Origin of the sequence: Serinicoccus profundi (assembly GCF_008001015.1) — a bacterium.
GTDB classification, from domain to species: Bacteria; Actinomycetota; Actinomycetes; order Actinomycetales; family Dermatophilaceae; genus Ornithinicoccus; species Ornithinicoccus profundi.
This window is the reverse complement of record NZ_CP042862.1, coordinates 710,463-734,576: the sequence shown is the minus strand read 5'-3', so window position 1 is coordinate 734,576 and position 24,114 is coordinate 710,463. Positions and strand designations below refer to the sequence as shown.

Here is a 24,114-nt window from a genome sequence, read left to right as displayed (position 1 = left end):
GCGTGGTGGACGCGAGGGGTCACATGCGCTCGGGGGCGCTCACACCGAGCAGGGCGAGGCCGTTGGCGAGCACCTGACGGGTGGCGTCGTTGAGCCACAGCCGGGAGCGGTGCAGGTCGGTGATCTCCTCGTCCGCGCTGGTCGGCCGGACGCGGCACTCGTCGTACCACTTGTGGAAGTGCCCCGCGAGGTCCTCCAGGTAGCGCGCCACCCGGTGCGGCTCGCGCAGCTGAGCGGCCTGCGCGACGACCCGCGGGAAGTCGCCCAGGGCAGCCAGCAGCAGCGACTCGGTCGGGTGCTCGAGCAGCGAGGGGTCGAAGCCGTCCTCGCGCCGCACGCCGTCCTCCCCCGCGAGGCGGGCGACGTTGCAGGTGCGCGCGTGGGCGTACTGCACGTAGAAGACCGGGTTGTCGTTGGAGCGCTTGCGCAGCTCCTCGCCGTCGAGGTCGAGGGGGCTGTCGGCGGGGTAGCGACCCAGGCTGTAGCGGATGGGGTCGGCGCCGATCCACTCCAGCAGGTCGGACAGGTAGACCGCGTTGCCGCGGCGCCGGCCCATGCGCTCGCCGCTGATGTTGATGAGCTGGCCGATGAGCACCTCGATGCTGCGCTCCGGGTCGTCCCCGGCGCAGGCCGCGATCGCCTTGAGCCGGCCGACGTAGCCGTGGTGGTCGGCCCCGAGCATGTAGACCTTTTCGGGGAACCCGCGGTCCTTCTTGGACAGGTAGTAGGCGCAGTCGGCGGCGAAGTAGGTCGGCTCGCCGTTGGCGCGGATGAGCACGCGGTCCTTGTCGTCGCCGAAATCCGTCGTACGCAGCCACACCGCGCCGTCGGCGTCGAAGACGTGCCCCTGCTCGCGGAGTCGCTCCACCGCCTTCTCCACCGCGCCGGCGTCGTGCAGGCTCTTCTCGCTGAACCACACGTCGAAGGTCACGTGGAAGTCGGCGAGCGTCTGCTCGTTCGCGGCGACCTGCAACGCCATACCGGTGTCGCGGCAGACCTCCAGCGCCTCGACCTCGGGGAGGTTTAGGAGGTCCGGCCGGGTCTGCAGCACCTGGGCCGCGAGCGCGTCGACGTAGTCGCCGGCGTACCCACCCTCCGGCACCTCCTGGCCGCGGGCGCGGGCCAGGATGGAGGTGGCCAGCCGCTGCGTCTGGGCCCCGGCGTCGTTGGTGTAGTGCTCGGCGGTGACGTCGGCACCGCTGGCCGACAGCAGCCGGTGCAGGGCGTCACCCAGGGCCGCCCACCGGGTATGCCCGATGTGCAGCGGGCCGGTCGGGTTCGCCGAGACGAACTCCAGGTTGATGGTGCGCCCGGCCATCGTCTGGTTGTGGCCGTAGGTGCCCCCCGCCTCGACGATGCTGCGGGCCAGCTCGGCCGCACTCGCCACGTCGAGGGTGATGTTGAGGAAGCCCGGACCGGCGACGTCGACCGCGGCGACGCCCTCGACCGACCCGAGACGCCCGGCGACGACCTCGGCGACCTGGCGCGGCGGCATACCGGCTCGCTTGGCCAGCTGCATCGCCACGTTGCTCGACCAGTCCCCGTGCTCGCGGCTCCGCGGTCGCTCCACGCGCAGCGCCTCGAGCGCCGGCAGATCACCCTCGGCCAGGGGCAGGTCACCGGAAGCGGCCTCGGTGAGCACGGCATGGATCGCTGCAGCGAGCTGTTCAGGGGTCACCCGCACCAGTCTAGGGCGGGCACGGACCGCCCCCGCACGGGGATTTCGGCCACCCCGGCGGCGCTGCTAGAGTTGGCTGCTGTTGCCCCCGTAGCTCAGGGGATAGAGCACCGCCCTCCGGAGGCGGGTGCGCAGGTTCGAATCCTGCCGGGGGCGCTCCCCTCCTTCGGGAGGGCGCGCAGGCAACAGTCTGCAGGGAGGTGTCAGGGTTCCTGGTGGGCCCCCCGGGTTTCAAACCCGTGGAACGGCGACTCGTCGTCGTTGGCAGGTTCGATTCCTGTCCGCCTCCGCCATCGCGATGCTAGCCTCACGCTCACCAGCGACACCCGCCAGGGGGGTGAGCCGTGCAGCCGCACCGGACCAGCGCCACCGCCTCCCTCATCGCGCTCAGCACCGTCTTCCTCTCTCGCCAGCCCCGGGACCGTGACCTGGTGCCGGCCGGCGCGGCCGCGCAGACCGAGGGGCTGCTCACCCGGACCTCCCCGCGCACGCTCCGCCTGATCCAGCTCCTCTCGCGACCGGGAGCGCGCGGGGCGGTCCACGCTCTCGAACGTCTCGTGCTCCCGGGCATCCAGCGCCACTACGCCGCCCGCAAGCGCTACATCGAGGACGCGGCACGCGCCTTCCTCAGCGACGGCGGGAGGCAGCTGCTCGTCCTCGGGGCCGGCCTGGACACGCTCACGCTGCGGATCGCCCGCGAGCTACCCGAGGTGCGGTGCGTGGAGGTGGACCACCCGGCGACGTCCGCCGTCAAGCGGGACGCCATCGGGGCAGCCCTCCCCGACAACCTGACCCTGGTCCCGCTGGAGCTGGGCCGCGAGGCGTGGGAGGACGGGCACGGGCTCGACGCGTCGCTGCCGACCTTCGTCGTCCTCGAGGGCGTGACGATGTATCTCACCGAGCCGGCTGTCCTGGACATCCTCCAGGGCTGCGCCCGGCTGGCTCCGGGCTCGCAGCTGGTGTGGACCTTCATGCACCCCGACGGCCGGGGCCGGCTGCGCTTCCACCAGGCCGGGTCGGCCGTCACCGCCTGGCTCGCCCGTCAGCGCGAGCCGTTCACCTGGGGGCTGCCCCTCGACGCCGTCCCGGCGTTCCTGCGACCGACGGGCCTGGAGCTCGAGGAGATCGTCACGACGAGCCAGCTGCGCACCCGGTACCTCGACCCCCGGGGGATCGACGGCGCGCTGGCGGAAGGAGAGGCACTGTGTCTGGTCCGGACGACGGGGTGATCCTCAACGACCTGCACTCCCGGCTCAACGCCACCCGGGTGCGGGCCGTCCTCAGCCCGACCACCACCGCAGAGGTCGTCGACGCCGTCCGGGCCGCCGCCGCGCAGGGCCGCGCGGTGTCGGTGTGCGGCGGACGGCACGCCATGGGTGGCCAGCAGTTCGGCGCCGATGCCGTCCAGCTCGACCTGTCCGCACTCGCCGCAGTCCGCGCCGTCGACCCCGAGCGAGCGCTGCTGTCGGTGGGCGCCGGCATCCAGTGGCCGGAGCTCGTCACGGAGCTGGATCGCGCCTCGTCCGGGTCCTCCCGGCCGCTGACCTTCCGGCAGAAGCAGACCGGAGCCGACCGGCTGAGCCTGGGCGGGGCGCTGGCGGCCAACGTGCACGGTCGTGGCCTGAGGTTCAAGCCGTTCATCGACGACGTGGAGTCCTTCGTCCTCGTCGACGCCGAGGGCGAGATCCGCCACTGCTCCCGGACCGAGGACGCCGAGCTCTTCGCCCTGGCCATCGGCGGCTACGGCCTCTTCGGGGTCATCACCGAGGTCACCCTGCGGCTCGTCCCCCGTCACCACCTGCGCCGCAGCGTCGAGGTCCTGGACCTGGGCGAGGTGGAGCACTCGTTCGAGGGGCGCCTGCGCGCGGGCGCCACTTACGGCGACTTCCAGTTCGTCACCGATCCGCAGGCCCCCGGTTTCCTCGACCGTGGCGTGCTGGCGTCCTACGTGCCGGTGCCGGACGAGGTCGCCCCGACCGCGGACCCCGTGGAGCTCACCTCCGAGCGGTGGCAGGAGCTGCTCGCCCTGGCGCACACGGACAAGCGCCGTGCCTTCGACCTCTACTCCGCGCACTACCTCAGCACGGACGGGCAGGTCTACCGCTCCGACCTGCACCAGATGGGTGTCTACGTCGACGGCTACCACGACGACCTCGGCGGCCCCGCTGCCAGCGAGATGATCACCGAGGTCTACCTCCCCCGGGGAGAGCTCCTGTCCTTCATGCGCGCCTGCCAGGAGGACTTCCGCGCCCACGACGTCGAGTGCATCTACGGCACCGTCAGGGTGATCGAGCCGGACGACGAGAGCTTCCTCCCGTGGGCGCAGGGCCCGCGGGCCTGCGTGATCTTCAACCTGCACGTTGAGCACGGCGCCGCCGGCATCGACAAGGCCGCCGCGGACTTCCGTCGGATCATCGACCGGGCCCTGGAGCGCGGGGGCTCGTTCTACCTCACCTACCACCGGTGGGCGAGCCGGTCCCAGCTGCTCGCCGGGCATCCCCGCCTCCCGGCCTTCCTCGCCGAGAAGCACCGCCACGACCCCGACGACCGCTTCCAGAGCGAGTGGTACCGCCACCTCCGGCGGACCCTCGAGACCTGACGCGGGGCGACGGGCCACAATCGACCGGGTGAGCACGACTCGAGGCGCTGAGGCAGGACCTCCCGACCCGCGCCGCGGCATACCCTCCGTGGACGCGGTCCTGACCGACCCCTCGGTCGGCCACCAGGTCGATCGCCTCGGCCGGGCGAGGGCGCTGCAGATCGTCCGGGAGGTGCAACGGCAGGCCCGCCAGAGGACACTCCCGCCCGGAGAGGTCGTGAGCGTCGTCGCGACCCGGCTCGCCGCCCTCGCCGACTCCCCCGGCCCCCGGCCGGTCCTCAACGCGACCGGGGTGGTCGTCCACACCAACCTGGGGCGCGCCCCGCTCGGCGAGGCGGCGCGGGCCGCGCTGGTCGACGCATCGGGGTATGCCGACGTCGAGCTCGACCTCGCCACCGGCCACCGCGGTCGGCGGGGTGGCGCGGTGCGCGGCGCGCTCCTGCGGGCCGTCCCGGAGGCCGGAGACGCCCTCGTCGTCAACAACGGGGCCGCAGCGCTGCTGCTCGCCACGACCGCGCTCGCAGCCGGGCGCGAGGTGCTCGTCAGCCGCGGCGAGCTCATCGAGATCGGCGACGGCTTCCGGCTGCCCGACCTCATCGAGTCCGGCGGCACCCGCCTGAGAGAGGTCGGCACGACCAACCGGACCCACCTGGCCGACTACGAGGACGCTCTGGCGCACGGGGCCGGAGACGGCGCGAGCGGGACGGCACGGACCTCGGTCGCGGCCCTGCTCAAGGTCCACCCCAGCAACTTCCGGGTGGCCGGCTTCACCGCGAGCGTGCCCGTCGCCGAGCTGGCCGAGGTCGCCCGCCGCGCAGGGCTCCCCCTCGTTGTCGACACCGGGAGCGGGCTGCTCGAGCCGGACCCGATGCTCACCGACGAGCCGGACGTCCGCACCACGCTGCGCGACGGCGCCGGGCTGGTGGTCGCGAGCGCCGACAAGCTCCTCGGGGGCCCGCAGGCCGGCCTCGTCCTCGGGGACGCCGAGCTCGTCGGCCGGCTGCGACGTCACCCGATGGCCCGCGCGCTACGGGTCGACAAGCTCACCCTGGCGGCGCTCGAGGCCACGCTGCGTGACCCCGCGGCGGCGCGGTGACGGTGGCGCGGCGCGCCTCCGCCACGGAGCTGCGAGACCGCGCGGTCGCACTCCACCGCACGCTGGTCGACCACGGCGTCACCTGCGAGGTCGTCGAGCACGAGGGCCGGGTCGGGGGCGGCGGCGCACCCGAGGTGCCGCTGCCCGGGTGGGCGGTCGCCCTGCCCGGACGCTGGGCCGGCCCCTTGCGGCTCGGCACCCCCGCCGTCCTCGGTCGGGTGCACGAGGGCCGGTGCCTGCTGGACCTGCGCTGCCTGCCCCCCGAGCTGGACGAGGTGATGCTCGATGCGGTGCTCGCGGTCCGGACCGCGGCGGCCGAGCCGGGATGACGGTCATCGCCACGGCCGGTCACGTCGACCACGGCAAGTCGGCGCTCGTCCGCGCGCTCACCGGGATCGAGCCGGACCGCTGGGAGGCCGAGCGCCGACGCGGCCTGACCATCGACCTCGGGTATGCCTGGACCACCCTGCCCGGGGGCGGCACGGTCGCCTTCGTCGACGTCCCGGGCCACCGGCGCTTCATCGGCAACATGCTCTCCGGCATCGGGCCGGCCGCCGGCGTGCTCCTCGTCGTCGCGGCCGACGGCGGGTGGAGCCCCCAGTCGACCGAGCACCTGCGCGCCGCCCACGCCCTGCGTCTGGAGCACGGCGTCCTCGCCGTCACCCGCAGCGACCTCGCCGACCCTGACCCGACCCTCGCCGAGGCACGGTCGCGACTGCGGGGCACCAGCCTGGTGGGCATACCGGCCGTCGCGGTCTCGGCCCGGACCGGGACCGGCCTGGAGGAGCTGCGGGAGGAGCTCGCGACCCTCGCCCGGCGGATGCCGCGACCCCCTGCGGACTCACCGGTGCGCCTGTGGGTCGACCGCAGCTTCACGGTGCGCGGCGCCGGCACCGTGGTCACCGGGACCCTGGCCGCGGGCACCGTGCGCCCGGGCGACCACCTCGCCCTCACCACCCAGGCCGGGCTGGAGCGCGACGTGGTCGTGCGAGGCGTGCACAGCATGGATCGCGCGGTCGAGGCGGCGACCGGCCCCGCGCGGGTCGCGCTCAACCTGCGTGGCGTGGACGTCGAGGACGTGGGGCGCGGCAGGACCTTGCTCTCCCCCGACCACTCCTGGTGGCCGACCGTCACGGTTGACGTGCTCCTGGACGACGACCTGCTGCCGGCGGACGTCACCGCCCACGTCGGGACGGCTGCGGTCCCCGCCCGGCTCCGCCTGCTGGCGGGGCGGCACGCGCGGGTCTCCTGGCAGACGCCTCTGCCGCTCGCCCCCGGTGACCGCCTCATCCTGCGCGACCCCGGCCGCGAGGGCTCCCTCGTCGGAGCCCTCGTCCTCGACGCGATCACCCCTCCGCTGCGGCGCACCGGGGCGGCTCGTGCACGGGCGTCCGCCCTCGCGACGGCGTCCGGCGCCACGACGACGATCGCGGGCCGCGTGGTCTCCGAGGCGACCGCGGGTGCGTGGCGACAGGGGCTGACCGACCTCCTCGCGCGGCGCGTGGCCGCCGACCCGCTGACGCCGTGGGTCGACGAGGGGTCGGCGCTGACCGTCCTGCACCGCCGGGTCGGTATGCCGGATCTCGCCACGCTGCGTGCGCTCGCGACCGGGTGCGGCCTGAGGGTCGAGGGGGGTCGCCTCGTGCGGGAGGGCGCCGAGGCACTCACGGTGCACCCCGGGCTCGACTCCGTGCTGCGGCGGCTGGCCGCCGACCCCTTCGACGCGCCCTCCCGACCCGAGCTGGCCGACCTGGGCCTGGGTGCACGCGAGATCGCGGCCGCCGCTCGCACCGCCGACGTCCTGCGGCTGCCGGGCGACGTGCTCCTCGGGTCGGCCGCCCCGGAGCTGGCCCTCGGGCGGTTGCGGACGCTGCCGCAGCCCTTCACGGCGGCGCAGGCCCGGGCGGCGCTGGGGACGAGTCGCCGGGTGCTCATCCCGCTGCTGGAGTACCTCGACGCCCGCGGCTGGACGCACCGCGCCGTCGACGGGCGGCATACGATCACCGCGCCCACGTGATCCTGTCCTGCACCCGCCGGGCACCGGCACCTACGCTCGCTCCTATGACGGGCAGCCCTCTCGCACGACCGCGTCTGACCGCCCTGGCAGCGGGGGGCGGTTGCGCCTGCAAGATCCCGGCCGAGCGCCTGGAACGGATGGTCTCCGGCCTCGACGGGGCCGGCCGGGTCGACCACGGCGAGGACCGGTGCGGGACCCCTCCGGGGCGCGGAACCCTGCTCGTCGGGCTCGAGCACGGGGACGACGCGGCAGCTGTCCGTCTCACCGAGGGCTCGGACGTCGCTCTGCTCTCCACCGCCGACTTCTTCACCCCGGTGGTCGACGACGCCTACGACTGGGGGCGCATCGCGGCCGCCAACGCCCTCTCCGACATCTATGCCATGGGCGGGCGGCCGGTCCTGGCGATCAACCTGCTCGGCTGGCCGGCCGACCTCGACGACGACCTCGCCCGTGGCGTGCTGCGGGGTGGGGCGGCCGTCGCGGCCGAGGCCGGATGCCCCGTGGCGGGTGGGCACTCGATCACCGCGCCCGAGCCCACCTACGGCCTGGCCGTCACCGGCACCGCCGACATCGGCTCGCTCATCACCAACGCCAGCGCCGAGGCCGGCCTGCCACTCACGCTCACCAAGCCGCTGGGCATCGGCATCCTCAACAACCGGCACGGCCGCACCGGGGAGATCTTCGACGAGGCGGTGGCGACGATGACCCGCCTCAACCGCGAGGCCTCGGAGGCTGCCGTGGCGGCCGGCATCCGGGCCGGGACGGACGTCACCGGCTTCGGTCTGCTCGGGCACCTGTGGAAGCTCTGCCGCGCCTCCGGCGTCGGCGCCGAGCTCGAGGTCGGCGCCGTCCCCACCCTCGAGGGAGCCCGCGAGAGTCTCGCCGAGGGGTTCCTGCCCGGGGGCAGCCGCCGCAACCTCGACTGGGTGCGCCCACACCTGGAAGCGGGGGGCGACGTCGCCGAGGACGACCTGCTGCTGCTCGCCGATGCGCAGACCAGCGGCGGCCTGCTCCTCGTGGGTGAGCTCCCGCCCGGCCTCGGCACCGTCATCGGCCGCACGCTCCCCTCACCCAGCACCGCGATCAGCCTGCGCTGACGCCCATCCCGGACGCGGAGCCCGCCCCGCTTCTCTACGGTGAGGGGTATGCCCGAGCTCACCCTCCCCTTCATCGCCGGCGCCGACCTCGCCGTCACCGACACCTACGACAACATCGACCCGGCCGACGGCGCGGTCCTGGGCCAGGTCGCCCGGTCCGGAGCGGGCGAGGTGGACCAGGCCGTCCAGGCCGCGGCGCAGGCCCAGCCCGGGTGGGCCGCGACGTCCACCGAGCAGCGCGCCGACGCCCTCACCCGGCTCGCGGCCCTCGTCGACCGGGACCGTGAGCAGCTGGCGCGCACCGAGTCGCAGGACACCGGCAAGCCCCTGTCGCAGGCCCGCGCCGACGCCACCGTGGCCGCGCGCTACTTCCGCTACTACGGACGGGTCATCGAGGCCTCCTACGGCGACACCATCCCGCTCGGCCCGGACACCCACGTCTACACCCGCCACGAGCCCTACGGCGTCGTCGGCAGCGTCGTGGCCTGGAACTACCCGCTCCAGCTCGCCTCGCGCTCCATCGCCGCCGCCACCGCCACGGGCAACGCCGTCGTGCTCAAGCCGGCCGACGAGACCCCTCGCACCGCGGTGGCGCTGGCCTCCCTGGCCGTGGACGCCGGGCTGCCGCCCGGCGTCGTCAACGTCGTCCCCGGCCGGGGTGCGGAGGCCGGGGCCGCGCTCGCCGCCCACCCGCAGGTGGCCCACCTCGGGTTCGTCGGGTCCACGGAGACGGGGCGCGCGATCGCCCACGCCGCGGCGGAACGCGTGGTGCCCGCGGTGCTCGAGCTGGGCGGCAAGTCGGCCCACGTCGTCTTCCCCGACGCCGACCTCGACGCGGCCGCCGAGGCCATCACCCGCAGCATCCTGCAGAATGCCGGTCAGACCTGCTCGGCCGGCTCACGCCTCGTCGTCCACGCCTCGATCCGTGCGGACCTGGTCGCGGCCGTCGCCGACCGCTTCCGCGCGACGACGCTGGGTCGGGGCCTGGACGACCCGGACCTCGGGCCCCTGGTGTCCCTCCGCCAACAGGAGCGCGTGCGCGGGTACGTCCAGGGCGCGTCCAGCGGGGAGGTCGTGGTGGGCGGCACCGCGCCGACCGACCGCCCGGAGGGTGGCGCCTTCTGGCTGCCGACGCTCATCGACGGGGTCGACCCGCGGGAGCCGATCGCGCAGGAGGAGGTCTTCGGCCCGGTGCTGGTCACGATGCCCTTCGAGGAGGAGTCGGAGGCGGTCGCCATCGCCAACGGCACGCCCTACGGGCTCATCGCCGCGCTGTGGACGCGCGACCTGTCCCGCGCCCACCGGCTGGCGGGGGCGGTGGAGGCGGGTCAGGTCTTCGTCAACACCTTCGGTGCCGGTGGAGGCGTGGAGCTGCCCTTCGGCGGCGTCAAGGCCTCGGGATACGGCCGGGAGAAAGGCATCGAGGCGCTCTCCGGCTTCACCCGGACCAAGACCGTCGTCGTGCGGCTGGGCTGAGCCTCTCCCCCCACAGACGGAGCCGGGAGCAGACCCAGATCCCTCCACGGGTGGATGATCGGGCCCGGGGCCTGCTGGTTGACTTCTGCCCATGACGACACCAGCTCCGCCCTCCCCGTCGGGGACCGGGATCAGCGTCCGGGGGCTCACCAAGACCTTCGGCTCGTTCACCGCGGTCGACGACCTCAGCTTCGAGGTGGCGCCGGGACGCGTCACCGGCTTCCTCGGCCCCAACGGCGCCGGCAAGACCACCACCCTGCGCATGCTGCTCGGACTGGTCCGCCCGACCTCGGGCGAGGCGCTCATCGGGGGCCGGCGCTACGTCGACCTCCAGCGGCCCATGTCCACCGTCGGCGCGGCGCTGGAGGCCACCGGCTTCCACCCCGGACGCAGCGGCCGCAACCACCTGCGTGTCCTGGCCGCCACCCACGGCGTCCCCGACGCCCGGGTCGATGAGCTGCTGGACCTCGTCGGCATCCCGGCGGCCGCCCGCAAGAAGGCGGGTGGCTACTCGATGGGTATGCGCCAGCGTCTCGGTCTCGCGGCCGCGCTGCTCGGCGACCCCGACGTGCTGCTGCTCGACGAGCCGGCCAACGGGCTCGACCCTGAGGGCATCCGCTGGATGCGCGGCTTCATGCGCCACCTCGCTCAGGAGCAGGGCAAGACGGTGCTGGTGAGCTCCCACCTCCTCGGTGAGGTGGAGCAGACGGTCGAGGACGTCGTCATCATCGCCAACGGCCGGATGGCCCGGCAGGGCACGATGGAGGAGCTGCGCGGCGACCCCGCCGTGCTGGTCCGGGTCGCCGACGCGGCAGGGCTGGCCAGGGTGCTGCAGGAGGCCGGCCTCGACGTCCAGCCCGAGGACGGCGGGCTGCGCGTGGGCGGCGCGGACCCCTCCCGGGTCGGGGAGATGGCGCACGCTGCCGGTCACCCGGTCCATGAGCTGCGCAGCCTGCGCACCGACCTCGAGAGACTCTTCCTCGAGCTCACCCAATCCCCCGAGCACCGCAACCGCAACCTCTCCACCGGGACGGAGGCCGCCTGATGATCTCGCTCGTGCGCGCCGAGCTGCGCAAGTACTTCACCACCCGCCTGTCCTGGTCGATGCCGCTGGCGATGGCCGTCCTCGGGGCGCTCTTCGCCGCTCTCCAGGGGCTCTTCCTCGCCGTCATCGGTGAGTTCCCCGGCCCGGACGGCACCATGATCGTCCCCGCCGAGATGTTCGGCGAGGACGTCGTCGCTCGGCTGGTCTACACCGGCGCCGTCCAGATGGGCTACCTCCTGGCGCTCGTCCTCGGGATCCTGTCGATGAGCGGGGAGTTCCGGCACAAGACCATCACCGCGACCCTGCTCACGGCGCCGCGCCGCGGTCAGCTCATCGCCGCCAAGCTCGCCTCGGTCGTCGTCATCGTCGCCGTCAACGCCCTCGCCTTCACCGCGGGCAGCGTGCTCGGCGGCGGGATCACCCTCGCCATCGGTGACGTCGCGCTCTTCCCGGACCCCGCCGGGCTCATGGCGACCTTCGCCCGGATGATCCTCGTGCTCGTCCTGTGGGGACTCATGGGCTTCGGTCTCGGGGTCCTCATCCCCAACCAGGTGGTGGCGCTCTTCGTCGGCGTCGGCGTCACGCTGCTCATCGAACCCCTGCTGGGCTTCGGCCTCACCTTCGTCGACCAGCTCGCGGACGCCTCGAAGTACTTCCCCAGCCAGGCGAGCATGAGCGCGCTGAACCTCTTCGCCGGCCTCGACCCGGGCATGGCCCAGACGATGGGCGGGGCGCAGGATGCCCTCTCCTCGTGGGTCGCGACCCTGGTCCTGCTCGGGTATGCCGTGTTCATGGCCGGCCTGGGCTGGATCCTCACCGCGCGCCGCGACGTCGCCTGACCTCGCCCCCTCCGGCATCGGCAGGGGGCGGGGAGATAGGCTGGTGGCACACATGCAGCGGACGCATGCTGGTCGTCCCCGGACGTGAGATGAGGCGCTAACCCCGTGGCCAACCCGCCGAGCAGCGACACCACCACCGACTTCGGAGCCAACGAATGGCTCGTGGAGGAGATGCGTGAGCAGTTCGACCAGGATCCGGGGTCGGTCGACCCGGCCTGGCGTCGATACTTCGAGAAGGGCGGGGGCGCCTCGGCCACGGCGAGCAGCAACGGTTCAGGTCCGGCCCGGCCCGCGCCGGGCAGCACGCCGCCCCGGCGCGAGACCGGCGGGCAGGCGTCCGGCAGCGGCGGGTCCTCCACCTCACGCACGGCTCCGGCCTCCGGGCCCAGGGTCGCGCCGGCTCCCCCGCGCGAGGCCCGCGAGACCTCGGCCCGCACGAGCGAGGCCACGCCGAAGGCGCAGGACGTGAAGGCGCCCTCGACGGGCACCACCTCCAAGGCTCAGGCCGACTCCTCCGCCACGGTCGCGGCGGGGCGCTCGGGCGAGGACAGCACGACACAGAAGCCGGCGAAGGGTTCGACCACCAAGGCGGACGGGGCGGGGACCGAGGAGCCCGCCTCCTCCGGAGGCACCACGAAGAAGGCACCGATGTCCCGCGAGGCCCCCGCACCCAAGAAGACCGGCCCCCAGGAGGACGTCAACCTCGTCACCCTGCGAGGGGCCGCCGCACGCGTCGTGTCCAACATGGACTCCTCGCTGGAGGTCCCGACCGCGACGAGCGCGCGCAACCTGCCCGCCAAGCTGCTCATCGACAACCGCACGGTGATCAACAACCACCTGGCCCGCAGCCGGGGCGGCAAGGTGAGCTTCACCCACGTCATCGGCTACGCCATGGTGCGCGCCCTCCAGGCCATGCCGGCCATGAACAACGGCTTCGTCGTGGAGAACGGCAAGCCCACCCTCGTGGAGCCGGCGCACATCAACATCGGCCTGGCCATCGACGTGCCCAAGCCGGACGGCAGCCGTCAGCTCCTCGTGCCCAGCATCAAGAGCGCCGAGGAGATGAGCTTCTACGACTTCTGGAGCGCCTACGAGAAGGTCGTCCGCAAGGCCCGCGACGGCAAGCTCACCGTCGAGGACTTCCAGGGCACGACGATCAGCCTGACCAACCCCGGCGGGATCGGCACCCTGCACTCGGTGCCGCGGCTCATGAAGGGGCAGGGCGCCATCATCGGCGTCGGGTCGCTGGACTACCCCGCGGAGTGGCAGGGCGCGGCGAGCGAGCGGATCGTCGCCAACGCCGTGAGCAAGATCCTCACCCTCACCTCGACCTACGACCACCGCATCATCCAGGGTGCGCAGTCCGGTGAGTTCCTCAAGATCATGCACCAGCTCCTGCTGGGGCAGGACGGCTTCTACGACGACATCTTCACCTCGTTGCGGATCCCCTACGAGCCGATCCGCTGGAACCGCGACATCGCGGCCACGCACGACGACGACATCTCCAAGCCGAGCCGCATCCAGGAGCTCATCCACGCCTACCGGGTCCGCGGCCACCTCATGGCCGACACCGACCCGCTGGAGTACCGCCAGCGCCGTCACCCGGACCTGGCCATCGAGAACCACGGGCTCACGCTCTGGGACCTGGACCGCGAGGTGCCGACCGGCGGCTTCGGCGGCAAGCCACGGCTCAGCCTGCGGCGCATCCTGGGCATCCTGCGCGACACCTACTGCCGCACCGTCGGCGTGGAGTACATGCACATCCAGGACCCCGACCAGCGCCGGTGGTTCCAGAAGAAGCTCGAGGTCCCGTTCGAGAAGCCGGCTCCGGCCGAGCAGCTGCGGATCCTGCGCCGACTCAACGCGGCGGAGGCCTTCGAGACCTTCCTGCAGACCAAGTTCGTCGGCCAGAAGCGGTTCAGCCTCGAGGGTGGCGAGTCGGTGATCGCGCTGCTCGACAAGGTGCTCAACCGCGCCGCGGACGACGGGCTGACCGAGGTGACGATCGGTATGCCCCACCGCGGCCGCCTCAATGTGCTCGCCAACCTCGCCGGCAAGTCCTACGGCCAGATCTTCCGCGAGTTCGAGGGCAAGCAGTCCCCCGGCTCGGTGCAGGGATCCGGTGACGTGAAGTACCACCTCGGCACCGAGGGTGAGTTCACCACCGAGGACGGCAAGACCACCCGGGTCTACCTCGCGGCCAACCCCTCCCACCTGGAGGCGGTCAACCCCGTCCTGGAGGGCATCACCCGCGCCAAGCAGGACCGCCTCAGCCGGGAGACCGGCGCGGACCCCAGCACGGTGATGCCGGTGCTCATGCACGGGGACGCCGCCTTCGCCGGCCAGGGCGTGGTGCTGGAGACGATGCAGATGTCCCAGCTCCCGGCATACCGCACCGGCGGCACGCTGCACGTCGTCATCAACAACCAGGTCGGCTTCACCACGGCACCACAGCACTCCCGGTCCTCGGTCTACTGCACCGACCTGGCCCGCACCGTGCAGGCCCCGATCTTCCACGTCAACGGGGACGACCCCGAGGCCGTGGTGCGGGTCGCGGAGCTGGCCTACGAGTTCCGCCAGGAGTTCGGCACCGACGTCGTCATCGACCTCGTCTGCTACCGCCGCCGGGGCCACAACGAGGGCGACGACCCCTCGATGACCCAGCCGCTGATGTACGACCTCATCGAGGCCAAGCGCTCGGTCCGCAAGCTCTACACCGAGTCGCTCATCGGTCGTGGCGACATCACGGTCGACGAGGCCGAGGCGGCGCTGCGCGACTACCAGAGGCAGCTCGAGAACGTCTTCACCGAGACCAAGAAGGCGCTCAAGGAGGACGAGGGCGGCGGGGGCCTGGAGCGCCCGCACGCGCAGGACGAGGGCGACCAGGCGGCACCGCAGCGCCCGACCGCGATCGAGAAGAGCACGGTCGAGGCCATCGGCGACGCCTTCGGCAGCCCACCGGAGGGCTTCACGGTCCACCCCAAGCTGGCCAAGCTGCTGACCTCGCGCCAGGAGATGACCCGCGAGGGAGGGATCGACTGGGGCATGGCCGAGCTGCTGGCCTTCGGCTCCCTGGTCCTGGAGGGGACGCCGGTCCGGCTCGCCGGGCAGGACAGCCGCCGCGGCACCTTCGTGCAGCGGCACGCCGTCCTCACCGACAACGACACCGCCTCGACCTGGACACCGCTGCACTCCCTCGCGGAGGACCAGGCCACCTTCGAGGTCTACGACTCGCTGCTCTCGGAGTTCGCGGCCACGGGCTTCGAGTACGGCTACTCGGTGGAGAAGACCGACGCGCTGGTGCTGTGGGAGGCGCAGTTCGGCGACTTCGTCAACGGCGCCCAGGTCGTCGTCGACGAGTTCATCAGCGCCTCGGAGCAGAAGTGGGACCAGCGCAGCTCGGTGGTCCTGCTGCTCCCGCACGGTTACGAGGGTCAGGGGCCGGACCACTCCTCGGCCCGGATCGAGCGGTTCCTGCAGCAGTGCGCCGAGGACAACATGAAGGTGGCCTACCCCTCCACCCCGGCGTCCTACTTCCACCTGCTGCGCGCCCACTCGATGGCACGGCCGCGGCGCCCGCTCATCGTCTTCACCCCGAAGGCGATGCTGCGGCTCAAGGCCGCCGCCAGCTCGGTGCAGGACTTCACCGAGGGCACCTTCGAGCCGGTGCTGCCCGACCGCGTGGAGCTGGACAAGAGCAAGGTCGAGCGGGTGCTACTCGCCTCGAGCAAGCTCGTCTACGACCTCGAGGACGAGCGCACCAAGCGCGAGGACGACACGACCGCGATCCTGCGGGTCGAGCAGCTCTACCCCGTGCCGGGCAAGCAGCTGGCCGCCCTCACCGCGCAGTACCCCAACGCCGAGCTGGTCTGGGTCCAGAACGAGCCGAAGAACCAGGGGGCCTGGCCCTTCATGGCGCTCAACCTGCCCGAGGACCTGCAGCGGCACGGTGAGGACCGTCCGCTCCGGGTGGTCAGCCGTCCGGCCTCGGCCTCCCCCGCCACGGGGTCGGCCAAGGTCCACGCCGTCGAGCAGGCCACCCTGCACGACGAGGCCTTCTCCCGACGCGCATGAGCTCGACGACGACCGGTCCGGCGACCCTCCCCGAGGGCATGTCCGCCTCCGTCCCCCAGGACTCGGACATCGACGACCTGGTGCGCCTGCTGCGTCGGCACGAGCGCGAGGCTCGCGGGTGGCCGGGTGCGCAGAGCGACGCGGTGCGCGCCGAGGTGAGCGGCCGCGGCGCGAGCACCCACCGGCACGAGATGGTGCGCGACGCGCAGGGCACCGCCCGCGCCTGGTTGAGCCTGCACGACCGCGCCGCCGGCCGCGTGCTGGTGGGTGTCACCATCGACCCCGAGCTGGACGACGCGCAGGCCGAACCGCTGGCCGCCTGGGCCTTCGACCGGGTGCAGGAGCTCGGCCGCGAGCTGCTCGCCGAGCGGGGCATGCAGCGCACCCAGCTGGACTCCGGGGCCTTCGCCGACGACGAGCGCCAGCAACGGTGGCTGCGGGCCGCCGGCTACTCGCACGTGCGTGACTGGTGGCAGATGGCCCGACCGGTCGACCCGGCGACGGACGCGCAGCCGCCTGCGCTCCGCGACGGCGTGCGCATCTCCCGGGTGCGCCAGGACGACGGCGTCGGTATGCCGGACGAGGACGACCTGCGCGCGGTGCACCTCGTGCTCGAGGAGTCCTTCGCCGACCACTTCAACTCCTACCGCGAGACCTTCGAGGAGTTCGTCTCCCGGCTGCGTGAGGACCCCGGCCACCGCTGGGACCACTGGTGGCTGGCGACCGTGGACGACGAGCCAGCCGGCGCGGTCGTCGCCTCGATCAGCCGGGGCAGCATCGGTGCGGACGGCACGGCCTCCCCGGACAGCTCCTACATCGACTACATCGGCGTGCACCGCCGCGCCCGCGGGCGCGGCGTCGCCAAGGGCCTCCTGCGCACGGTCATCGCCGACGCCGCGGTCCGAGGCCGCTCGTCGGTCGGCCTCGAGGTGGACGCCGACTCCCCGACGGGCGCCGACGGGTTGTACCGCTCCCTCGGCTGGGAGACGCGGTACGTCACCCAGTCCTGGCACCGCATCCTGACCGACGACCCGAGAGGCGAGCAGTGAGCACCGGCGAGCAGCAGGACCGGGTGGAGCTCGAATACACCCCCAGCGCGGACTTCCAGGTCACGGACGGACCCCGCGACATCGGGCTGTGCTTCATCGGCGACGGCTTCGTCGCGGGCTACGGCGACCCCAAGGCGCTGGGCTGGGTCAACCGGGTCGTGGGGCGGACCGACCGCGGCGGCACGGACACCGACATCACGAGCTACAACCTCGGCGTCCGCGGGGCCAGCTCGGCGGACGTCATGAACCGGTGGCGCGCCGAGTGCCCGGCCCGGTGGACGGGGCGCACCGAGCGCCGTCTGGTCATCGGCGTGGGGGCCGAGGACGTCGCCCAGGGCATCACGACCGCGCGGTCCCGGCTCAACCTCGCCAACGTCCTCGACGAGGCCAGCTCGACCGGCATCTCGACCTTCGTGGTCGGGCCGACTCCGACGCTGGACGCCGAGGTCAACGCCCGGCTGCAGGCCCTGGCCGACGCGCTCGCCGACGTCTGCTCCCGCCGCGGTGTGCCCTTCGTCGACTGTTTCTCACCGTTGCTCTCCCACGACCAGTGGCAGTCCGATCTGGCGGCCGGCGACACGGTCCACCCCGGGCAGGCGGGCTACGGGCTGATGGCCTGGCTCGTGCTCAACGGTGGCTGGGCCACCTGGCTCCAGCTCCAGAGCTGACCCCGACCGACCACACCTCCGGCGCCCCGGCGTCCTGACCGAGCGCCTCAGAGCGCGTCGAGCCAGGCCCGCGCCTGCGCATACGCCTGCTCGTCGGCGTGCACCGGCACCGGGCCGGCCCGTCCGTCGGCCCGCGGGTAGGACCCGAGGAAACGCAGGTCGCGGCAGGTCCGCCGCAGCCCGAGGAGCGCCTCGCTCATCCGCGGCTCGGACGCGTGCGCGTCGGCGTCGATCCAGAAGCAGTACTCCCCTAGCCCCTCGCCCGTGGGCCTGGACTCCAGCCGGGTGAGGTCGATGCCGCGCACCGCGAACTGCTCGAGGAGCTCCAGCAAGGCGCCTGGACGGTTCTGCCAGATCAGTGCCACGAGGGTCGTGCGGTCGGCACCCGTGGGTGCGCGGAGCGCCGCGTCGTGCTGCAGCACGACGAACCTCGTGAGGGCCCCTACCCGGTCGGCGATCCGCTCGGCCAGGCGGTGCAGGCCGTAGGCGCGGGCCGCCTCGGGTGAGGCCACCGCAGCGTCATACCCACCCTCGGCCACGGCCCGCGCGGCTTGGGCCGTCGAGGACTCCGGCACCAGCTGGGCACCGGGCAGGTGCCGCGCCAGCCAGTCACGCGTCTGAGCAGCGGCGTGCGGGTGGGTGGCCACGACCTGGACGTCCTCCAGAGAGGTCCCGGCCCGGGTGAGCAGGTCGAACTGCACCTCGACGAGGACCTCCTCGACGATCCGCACGCGGTCGTCGTCGAGCAGCGCCTGGAGGGTGGCGGGGACCGAGCCCTCCACGGAGTTCTCGAACGGCACGACGGCGGCGTGCGCCTGTCCGTCCGCGAGCGCCTGCACGGCCTGCGCCACGGTGGGCACCGGCCAGGGGTCGTGGTCACCCGCGTCGTCCCACTGACGGACGGCCTGCTCGGTGAAGGTGCCGGCCGGGCCGAGATAGGCGATGCGTGAGCTCACTCACGCACCCTAGCCGAGCAGCGGCTCAGTAGGCTCCGCTCTCCGAGCCCAGCACGACGCGGACGGTGCGCCACATGATCATGAGATCGAGGATGGGGTTCCAGTTCTCGACGTAGTAGAGGTCGAGGCGGACCGCCTCCTCCCACGAGAGGTCGCTGCGGCCGCTGATCTGCCACAGCCCGGTCATCCCGGGGCGGACGAGGAGTCGACGACGCGTGTCCTCGGCATACTCGGCCACCTCACGGGGCAGCGGCGGTCGCGGCCCGACGAGGCTCATCTCGCCCCGCAGGACGTTGAGCAGCTGCGGGAGCTCGTCGAGGGAGTAGCGGCGGGTGAATGCGCCCACGCGGGTCACCCGGGGGTCGCGGTGCATCTTGAACATCGGGCCGGCACCCTCGTTGGCGTCGGCGAGGTCGGCGAGCCGGTCCTCGGCGTCGAGCACCATGCTGCGGAACTTGAACATCGAGAAGGTCTGCCCGTCCTGGCCGACGCGCTCCTGACGGAACAGCACCGGGCCGCGGTCCTCGAGCTTGACAGCGAGCGCGACCGCCAGCATGACCGGGAGCAGGACGAGGGTCACGCCCAGCGCGGAGAGCCGGTCCATGACGTTCTTGAGGACCCGCGCGGGGCCGACGAAGCGCGGCGCCTCCACGTGAATGAGCGGGAGCCCCTGGACGGGGCGGGTGAGGACCCGGGGTCCGGCGACGTCCATGATGCCGGGGGCGACGACGAGGTCGATGTCCGTCGACTCCAGGGCCCATCCGAGCTGGCGCAGGCCGACCGTGCCGAGCCCGGCGGAGGAGGAGACCGCGACGACGTCGACGTGCTGGTCGAGGGCCTTGAGGAGCACGTCGGACTCCGGGCCGAGCACCGGAACCCCCTCGACGTCGCCCGTCGCGTCGTCGACGCAGGCGCCGAGCACGTTGTAGCCGGCATCGGGGGTGCGGCGCAGCGCCGCGACGAGGCTGGCGACGTGGCTCCTGTCACCGACGAGGATGACCCGGTCGGACAGCTCGCCGTTCTTGCGACGCCCGACGAGCCAGCGGCGGGCGCTCCAGCGGCCGGTCAGCAGCAGCAGCGTGCCCAGCGGGTAGGCCAGCAGCACGAACCCGCGGGCGAACTCGATCTGGAAGGCGAAGCCGACGATGGCCAGGGTCGCGAAGACCCACGTGGATCCCTGGAAGACCTGGCGGTACTCCTGGACGCCGTGACCCACGGTCCGGCCGTCATAGGCCCGCTGGATGTGCAGCGAGAGGATCCACGCCACGACCAGGCCCAGTGCCACGTAGCCGTAGCCGATGCCGAGGCCCGCGCCGTCCAGCGTGGTCTCGTCCAGGCCGAAGCGGGTGACGTAGGCCACCAGGACCGCTGCCGCCACGAGCAGCAGGTCGAGCATCTTCAACGTGGTGAGATAGCCGCTGAGGTAGCGGCGGGCTCGGTGCGGCCTCTTGCGCCCACCCCTTGGAAGACTGTCGACCATCCGGAGAGCGTCCGGAATGACGAAAGGGCGCGAGTCGGTGACGACCTCGCTCGACTGCCGTAAAACGGTACCTGTGATCACGGTCACGGTTTTCCCATCCTGTCCCTGCGCCGGAGCGGGTTCTCCCCAGAATCCGCTCCTTGCCAAATCTTTACCTAGTTCTCAGTTAACCACCTCGAGCCCCGCCCGTCTAGTTGAATGGACAACTGTCCATGCCCAGTTCAAGACTGCTTCCCCTGCGTCTACCCGGGCGCAGCCCCTGCGTTTCCCTGGCACCACTATTCTAACCGCTGTGCGTGCGTCGAGGGAGCAGCCTCTCCGGCTTGGGCTGGCGCGGGTGTCCGGCGCCTCGATGGTCCCGACCCTCCGGGCGGGCGACACCCTGCTCGTGCTGCACGGGGGCCGGGCCCGCGTCGGGTCGGTCGTCGTCGTCGCCCTGCCCGCCGACGACCTGGGCGTCCCGCGTCCGGTGGCCGTCAAGCGACTGGGCGCCGTCCGACCGGACGGTGCGCTCTGGGTGCTCTCGGAGGGAGTCGGCACCGACTCGCGCCAGCTCGGTCACCTCGCGCCCGACGCCCTCCTGGCCGTGGCGCTCCTGCGGCTACCGCGGCTGCGCCCCCTCCGCCGGCCGCGGCTCCTGACGCGGGCGGCGTCCTACGCCCGGCCGAACACCCTGGCCAGCCCGGGCCATACCTCTCGCACCTGCTGACCCAGCTCCGCGTAGACCTCGTCCCGCTGCCGGTAGGGGTCGACGAGTCCGGCCGTTGCGGGCCGACCAGCCTTGCCTCGCTGCGCCCCTGCGGTAGCCCCGAGTTCCACGACGGCGTCTGCGGGGGAGCCCCACCGGGGGAGCTCGGTCGTCGGTATGGCGTTCACCAGCGCCGTGAACTCGTGGACCGTGAACGTGCGTCGAAGGGCGCGGGGGTCCAGCTGGACGACACGAGATCGGTGTTCGGGAGTCGCGGTGAGGATGAGATCAGCCTGCTCCACCAGACTCTCGGTCAGCAGACGGGCGGTGAAGCCCGACGGATCACCGCCGAACTCGAGCAGCAACTTGGCGGATCGCTCATCCATGGCCTGACCGACCAGCGCGCGAGTCCCTGCAGAACGCACCGCGAGCGCACCGACACCGTGAGCGGCATCGACCTCGCGCTGCAGGAGACGCTCGAGCAGCGGCGACCGGCAGACGTTGCCGGTGCAGACGGTGAGGATGGTCGGTGCCGCGGTCACGGGACGTCCTGACCGGGCACCACGTCGGCCCAGCGCGGCCCGCGGCCCTGCAGGACCGCCCGTCGTTGCTGGTCGTCGGCGGCATCGCTGCCGGAGCGCTCCAGCACCACCTCGAGCCGGTCGGCGGTCAGGATCTCGGCCAACCCCTCCCCCCACTCGACCACCGTGACGGACTCCTCCAGGGAGGCGTCGAGGTCGAGGTCGTCGAGCTCGGCGCCGCCGGAGAGGCGATAGGCGTCGACGTGCACGAGATCGGGACCGCCGATGGTGGAAGGGTGCACCCGGGCGATGACGAAGGTCGGTGAGGTGATCGGGCCGCGCACCCCGAGGCCTTCGGCGAGCCCCTGGGTGAAGGTCGTCTTGCCCGCACCGAGATCGCCCGTGAGGACCACCAGGTCACCGCGGCGCAGCTGGGTGCCCAGGCGGTGCCCCAGCGCGCGGGTGTCCTCGGCGGTGGGCAGTTCGTAGCGGACGGCATCACCGGTCATGCCCCGACCTCCCCGACGTGACGGCGGGGCAGGCGCGGACCGAACCTGCTGACGATCTCGTAGCTGATCGTCCCGGCCGCCTCCGCCCACTCCTGCGCGGTCGGCTCCCCGTCGTCGCCCGCACCGAAGAGCACGACCTCGTCACCGGCCTCGACCGGGGTGTCGCCCACGTCGACGACGAACTGGTCCATGCACACCCGGCCGGAGACGGCGAACCGTTGACCGCCCAGCTGGACCGGCCCGGCGTTCGAGGCGTGGCGGGGCACTCCGTCGGCATACCCGATCGGCACGTCGACGACGGTCGTGGCGCGCTCCGGGGCGTAGGTGTGGCCGTAGGACACCCCCTGCCCCGCAGGTATGCGCTTGGTCACCGAGACCTGGGCGGTCACCCTCATCGCGGGGCGGAGCCCGAGGTCGGCGGCGGAGGCGATCTCCGGCACGGGGGACAGCCCGTAGACCGCGAGCCCGGGTCGGACCATGTCCCACGCGGCCGCGGGGGTGGTGAGCGTCGCCGCGGAGTTGCTGAGGTGACGGACCTGGAGTCGCAGCCCGGCCCGCTCGGCGAGACGCACCGCGTCGGCGAAGGCCTCCTGCTGGGCCCGCACCGTCGGGTGCTCGGGGGCATCGGCATAGGCGAAGTGGGAGAACACGCCCACGACCCGGAGCGCCCCCTCGGCCTCCAGGGCCGCCGCATGCCGCACGAGGACCTCGAAGTCGGTGCGCGGGTCGGGCGCGGTGGCCACCGGGAGGGTAAAGGCGCCGCCCCGCGCGAGCCCGGTGTCGGCCTTGAGCTGCACCTCGGCGGTGCGCCCGGCCCGTCGGGCTGCCTGCGCGATGGCGTCGAGGGACCAGGGTGCCGATGACGCCAGCTGGACATCGGCGGCCAGGAGCGCGTCGGCGTCCATGGCCGGCGTCAGGAGCCAGCACAGCACCGGCGCGCCCACCCGGGCCGCCCGGAGAGCCAACGCCTCAGCGGGCTGGGCCACCCCGAGCGCCACGGCCCCTCCGGCGAGCGCCGCGCGCGCGCTCGGCACGAGGCCATGACCATAGCCATCGGCCTTGACCACCGCCATGAGGTCGGTCCCCGCGCGCTCGCGCAGCACGCGCACGTTGTGCGCGATGGCGTCCAGGTCGACGGTGACCTGCGCGGGCGAGCACGCCGTGTCGTTCACGCAGACATCACCTGCGCGAGCTGGCTCATGAGGCTGCCCTCCACCGCCGGCGCCGAGCCCTCACCGACCGCCGTGGCGATGCGCGAGCCCAACTCGGCCGTGCTCGCCCCCATGCCCTCCCCGGCCAGGGCCGGCAGGTCCGCGAGCACGTGCGCCGTCGCGCTCTCGACCGCCGCGGCGGCCTCTCCCTCACCGAGGTCACCCAGCATCATCGCCAACGACAGGCAGGCACCGGCCGGGTTGGCCCACCCGCGTCCGGCGATGTCCGGGGCCGAGCCGTGGATGGGCTCGAACATGCTCGGGGCCTGCGAGCCGAGGTTCAGGTTGCCGCTGGCGGCGACCCCCAGGCCGCCCTGCAGGACCGCGCCCAGGTCGGTGACGATGTCACCGAAGAGGTTGTCCGTGACGACGACGTCGAAGCGCTCCGGGCTCACCGGAAGGTGCATGCACATCGCATCGACGTGGACGTAGTCGGTCTCGACGTCCGGGTAGCGCGTGCCCACCTCCTCGACGACCGCCGACCACAGGGCACCGGCCTCGACGAGCACGTTGGTCTTGTGGCACAGGGTGAGCCGCCCCCGGCGGACCGACGCGAGCCGGTAGGCGAAGTCGACCGCCCGCTCCACGGCATACCAGGTGTTGACCGACTCCTGGACCGCCGTCCACGCGGGGGTGTCCCGGTGCACGGCGCTGCCCTGTGCGACGTAGGCGCCCTCGGTGTTCTCCCGGACGATGACCAGGTCGCAGCGCTGCGGGGTCAGCCCGGCGATGGGCGTCGGCACGCCGGGGTAGAGGCGGACCGGGCGCAGGTTGATCGCCTGCTGCATGGCGCCGCGCAGCGCGAGGATGACGCCGCGCTCCAGGACGCCCGGGGGCACGCGCGGGCTCCCGATCGCGCCGAAGAGGATGGCGTCGTGCTCGCGCAGCCGGGTGACCATCTCGGCGGTGAGCAGCTCGCCGGTCTGGAGGTAGTGGTCGGCACCGAGCGGGACGTCGGTGCGCTCGGTGGTGAAACCGAAGGCCTCCTGCGCCGCGTCGAGGACCTCCAGGGCCGCGCCAGTCACCTCGGGACCGACACCGTCACCGGGCAGGACTGCGATGGAGTGGGAGCGCATGAGTCGAACGACCTCCGTGACGTCGCGTCAAGGGT

18 protein-coding genes, 2 tRNA genes and 1 pseudogene are annotated in these 24,114 nt (G+C 72.9%); 14 read left to right on the top strand and 7 right to left on the bottom strand.

Translation table 11 applies throughout. The annotated features are described in order from the left end of the window. Positions 1-19: 19 nt before the first annotated feature. Positions 20-1,678, bottom strand: a complete 1,659-nt coding sequence (locus FA582_RS03465; RefSeq protein WP_010149174.1) for an arginine--tRNA ligase — start codon at positions 1,676-1,678, stop codon at positions 20-22. A gap of 84 nt (positions 1,679-1,762) precedes the next feature. Between FA582_RS03465 and FA582_RS03460 the strand changes: the two genes are divergently transcribed. From FA582_RS03460 to FA582_RS03400, 13 genes and pseudogenes are all read left to right on the top strand, one after another. After that, positions 1,763-1,834: transfer RNA gene (locus FA582_RS03460), tRNA-Arg, on the top strand. A 40-nt stretch (positions 1,835-1,874) separates the two neighbouring features. Beyond that, positions 1,875-1,971: transfer RNA gene (locus tag FA582_RS03455), tRNA-Sec, on the top strand. A 51-nt stretch (positions 1,972-2,022) separates the two neighbouring features. After that, positions 2,023-2,907 (top strand): class I SAM-dependent methyltransferase, encoded by an 885-nt coding sequence (locus tag FA582_RS03450; protein WP_010149176.1) that lies wholly within the window; start codon positions 2,023-2,025, stop codon positions 2,905-2,907. Further along, positions 2,883-4,277, top strand: coding sequence for an FAD-binding oxidoreductase (locus FA582_RS03445; protein WP_010149177.1), 1,395 nt, complete (start codon positions 2,883-2,885; stop codon positions 4,275-4,277). Before FA582_RS03450 ends, FA582_RS03445 begins: the two co-directional genes overlap by 25 nt. 88 nt (positions 4,278-4,365) lie before the next feature. Beyond that, positions 4,366-5,702 (top strand): annotated as a pseudogene (gene selA, locus FA582_RS03440) (L-seryl-tRNA(Sec) selenium transferase). Next, positions 5,699-7,390 carry a selenocysteine-specific translation elongation factor gene (gene selB, locus FA582_RS03435; protein WP_010149179.1) on the top strand — a complete coding sequence of 564 codons (1,692 nt, stop codon included), beginning with the start codon at positions 5,699-5,701 and terminating at the stop codon, positions 7,388-7,390. Before selA ends, selB begins: the two are co-directional and overlap by 4 nt. A 44-nt stretch (positions 7,391-7,434) precedes the next feature. Continuing rightward, positions 7,435-8,487: a selenide, water dikinase SelD gene (selD, locus tag FA582_RS03430; RefSeq protein ID WP_010149180.1), complete on the top strand. Its 1,053-nt coding sequence runs from the start codon at positions 7,435-7,437 to the stop codon at positions 8,485-8,487. Between the two features lie 48 nt (positions 8,488-8,535). Next, positions 8,536-9,963 (top strand): aldehyde dehydrogenase family protein, encoded by a 1,428-nt coding sequence (locus tag FA582_RS03425; protein ID WP_010149181.1) that lies wholly within the window; start codon positions 8,536-8,538, stop codon positions 9,961-9,963. Positions 9,964-10,054: 91 nt separating this feature from the next. Further along, positions 10,055-11,008 (top strand): ABC transporter ATP-binding protein, encoded by a 954-nt coding sequence (locus FA582_RS03420; protein WP_010149182.1) that lies wholly within the window; start codon positions 10,055-10,057, stop codon positions 11,006-11,008. Further along, a complete protein-coding gene (locus FA582_RS03415; RefSeq protein ID WP_010149183.1) occupies positions 11,008-11,847 on the top strand; it encodes an ABC transporter permease in 840 nt (279 codons plus the stop codon). The genes FA582_RS03420 and FA582_RS03415 overlap by 1 nt, the downstream gene beginning before the upstream one ends. A gap of 105 nt (positions 11,848-11,952) precedes the next feature. Beyond that, on the top strand, positions 11,953-15,921 hold the full coding sequence (locus tag FA582_RS03410; protein ID WP_010149184.1) for a multifunctional oxoglutarate decarboxylase/oxoglutarate dehydrogenase thiamine pyrophosphate-binding subunit/dihydrolipoyllysine-residue succinyltransferase subunit: 3,969 nt from the start codon (positions 11,953-11,955) through the stop codon (positions 15,919-15,921). Beyond that, positions 15,918-16,970 (top strand): GNAT family N-acetyltransferase, encoded by a 1,053-nt coding sequence (locus FA582_RS03405; protein WP_010149185.1) that lies wholly within the window; start codon positions 15,918-15,920, stop codon positions 16,968-16,970. The genes FA582_RS03410 and FA582_RS03405 overlap by 4 nt, the downstream gene beginning before the upstream one ends. Further along, the gene (locus tag FA582_RS03400; RefSeq protein ID WP_010149186.1) at positions 16,967-17,638 is read left to right on the top strand and encodes a GDSL-type esterase/lipase family protein; all 672 of its coding nucleotides are present in this window, start codon (positions 16,967-16,969) and stop codon (positions 17,636-17,638) included. The genes FA582_RS03405 and FA582_RS03400 overlap by 4 nt, the downstream gene beginning before the upstream one ends. Before the next feature lie 47 nt (positions 17,639-17,685). Here FA582_RS03400 and pheA read toward each other — a convergent pair whose 3' ends face one another. Next, entirely contained in the window at positions 17,686-18,594 is a 909-nt protein-coding gene (pheA, locus tag FA582_RS03395; protein WP_010149187.1) for a prephenate dehydratase, read from the bottom strand. Between the two features lie 25 nt (positions 18,595-18,619). Beyond that, complete coding sequence (locus FA582_RS03390) at positions 18,620-20,161, bottom strand: sugar transferase (protein WP_202798114.1); 1,542 nt, start codon at positions 20,159-20,161, stop codon at positions 18,620-18,622. Between FA582_RS03390 and FA582_RS17380 the strand changes: the two genes are divergently transcribed. Further along, on the top strand, positions 20,091-20,783 hold the full coding sequence (locus FA582_RS17380; protein WP_081480642.1) for a S24/S26 family peptidase: 693 nt from the start codon (positions 20,091-20,093) through the stop codon (positions 20,781-20,783). The genes FA582_RS03390 and FA582_RS17380 overlap by 71 nt on opposite strands. Here FA582_RS17380 and FA582_RS03380 read toward each other — a convergent pair. The 4 genes from FA582_RS03380 to FA582_RS03365 are packed head-to-tail and all read right to left on the bottom strand — an operon-like array spanning position 20,729 to position 24,079. After that, the gene (locus FA582_RS03380; protein ID WP_010149190.1) at positions 20,729-21,304 is read right to left on the bottom strand and encodes an arsenate reductase/protein-tyrosine-phosphatase family protein; all 576 of its coding nucleotides are present in this window, start codon (positions 21,302-21,304) and stop codon (positions 20,729-20,731) included. The genes FA582_RS17380 and FA582_RS03380 overlap by 55 nt on opposite strands. Beyond that, complete coding sequence (tsaE, locus tag FA582_RS03375; RefSeq protein ID WP_010149191.1) at positions 21,301-21,792, bottom strand: tRNA (adenosine(37)-N6)-threonylcarbamoyltransferase complex ATPase subunit type 1 TsaE; 492 nt, start codon at positions 21,790-21,792, stop codon at positions 21,301-21,303. The genes FA582_RS03380 and tsaE overlap by 4 nt, the downstream gene beginning before the upstream one ends. Beyond that, a complete protein-coding gene (gene alr / locus FA582_RS03370) occupies positions 21,789-22,964 on the bottom strand; it encodes an alanine racemase (RefSeq protein WP_010149193.1) in 1,176 nt (391 codons plus the stop codon). Before alr ends, tsaE begins: the two co-directional genes overlap by 4 nt. After that, on the bottom strand, positions 22,961-24,079 hold the full coding sequence (locus FA582_RS03365) for a 3-isopropylmalate dehydrogenase (RefSeq protein WP_010149194.1): 1,119 nt from the start codon (positions 24,077-24,079) through the stop codon (positions 22,961-22,963). Before FA582_RS03365 ends, alr begins: the two co-directional genes overlap by 4 nt. Positions 24,080-24,114 lie beyond the last annotated feature (35 nt).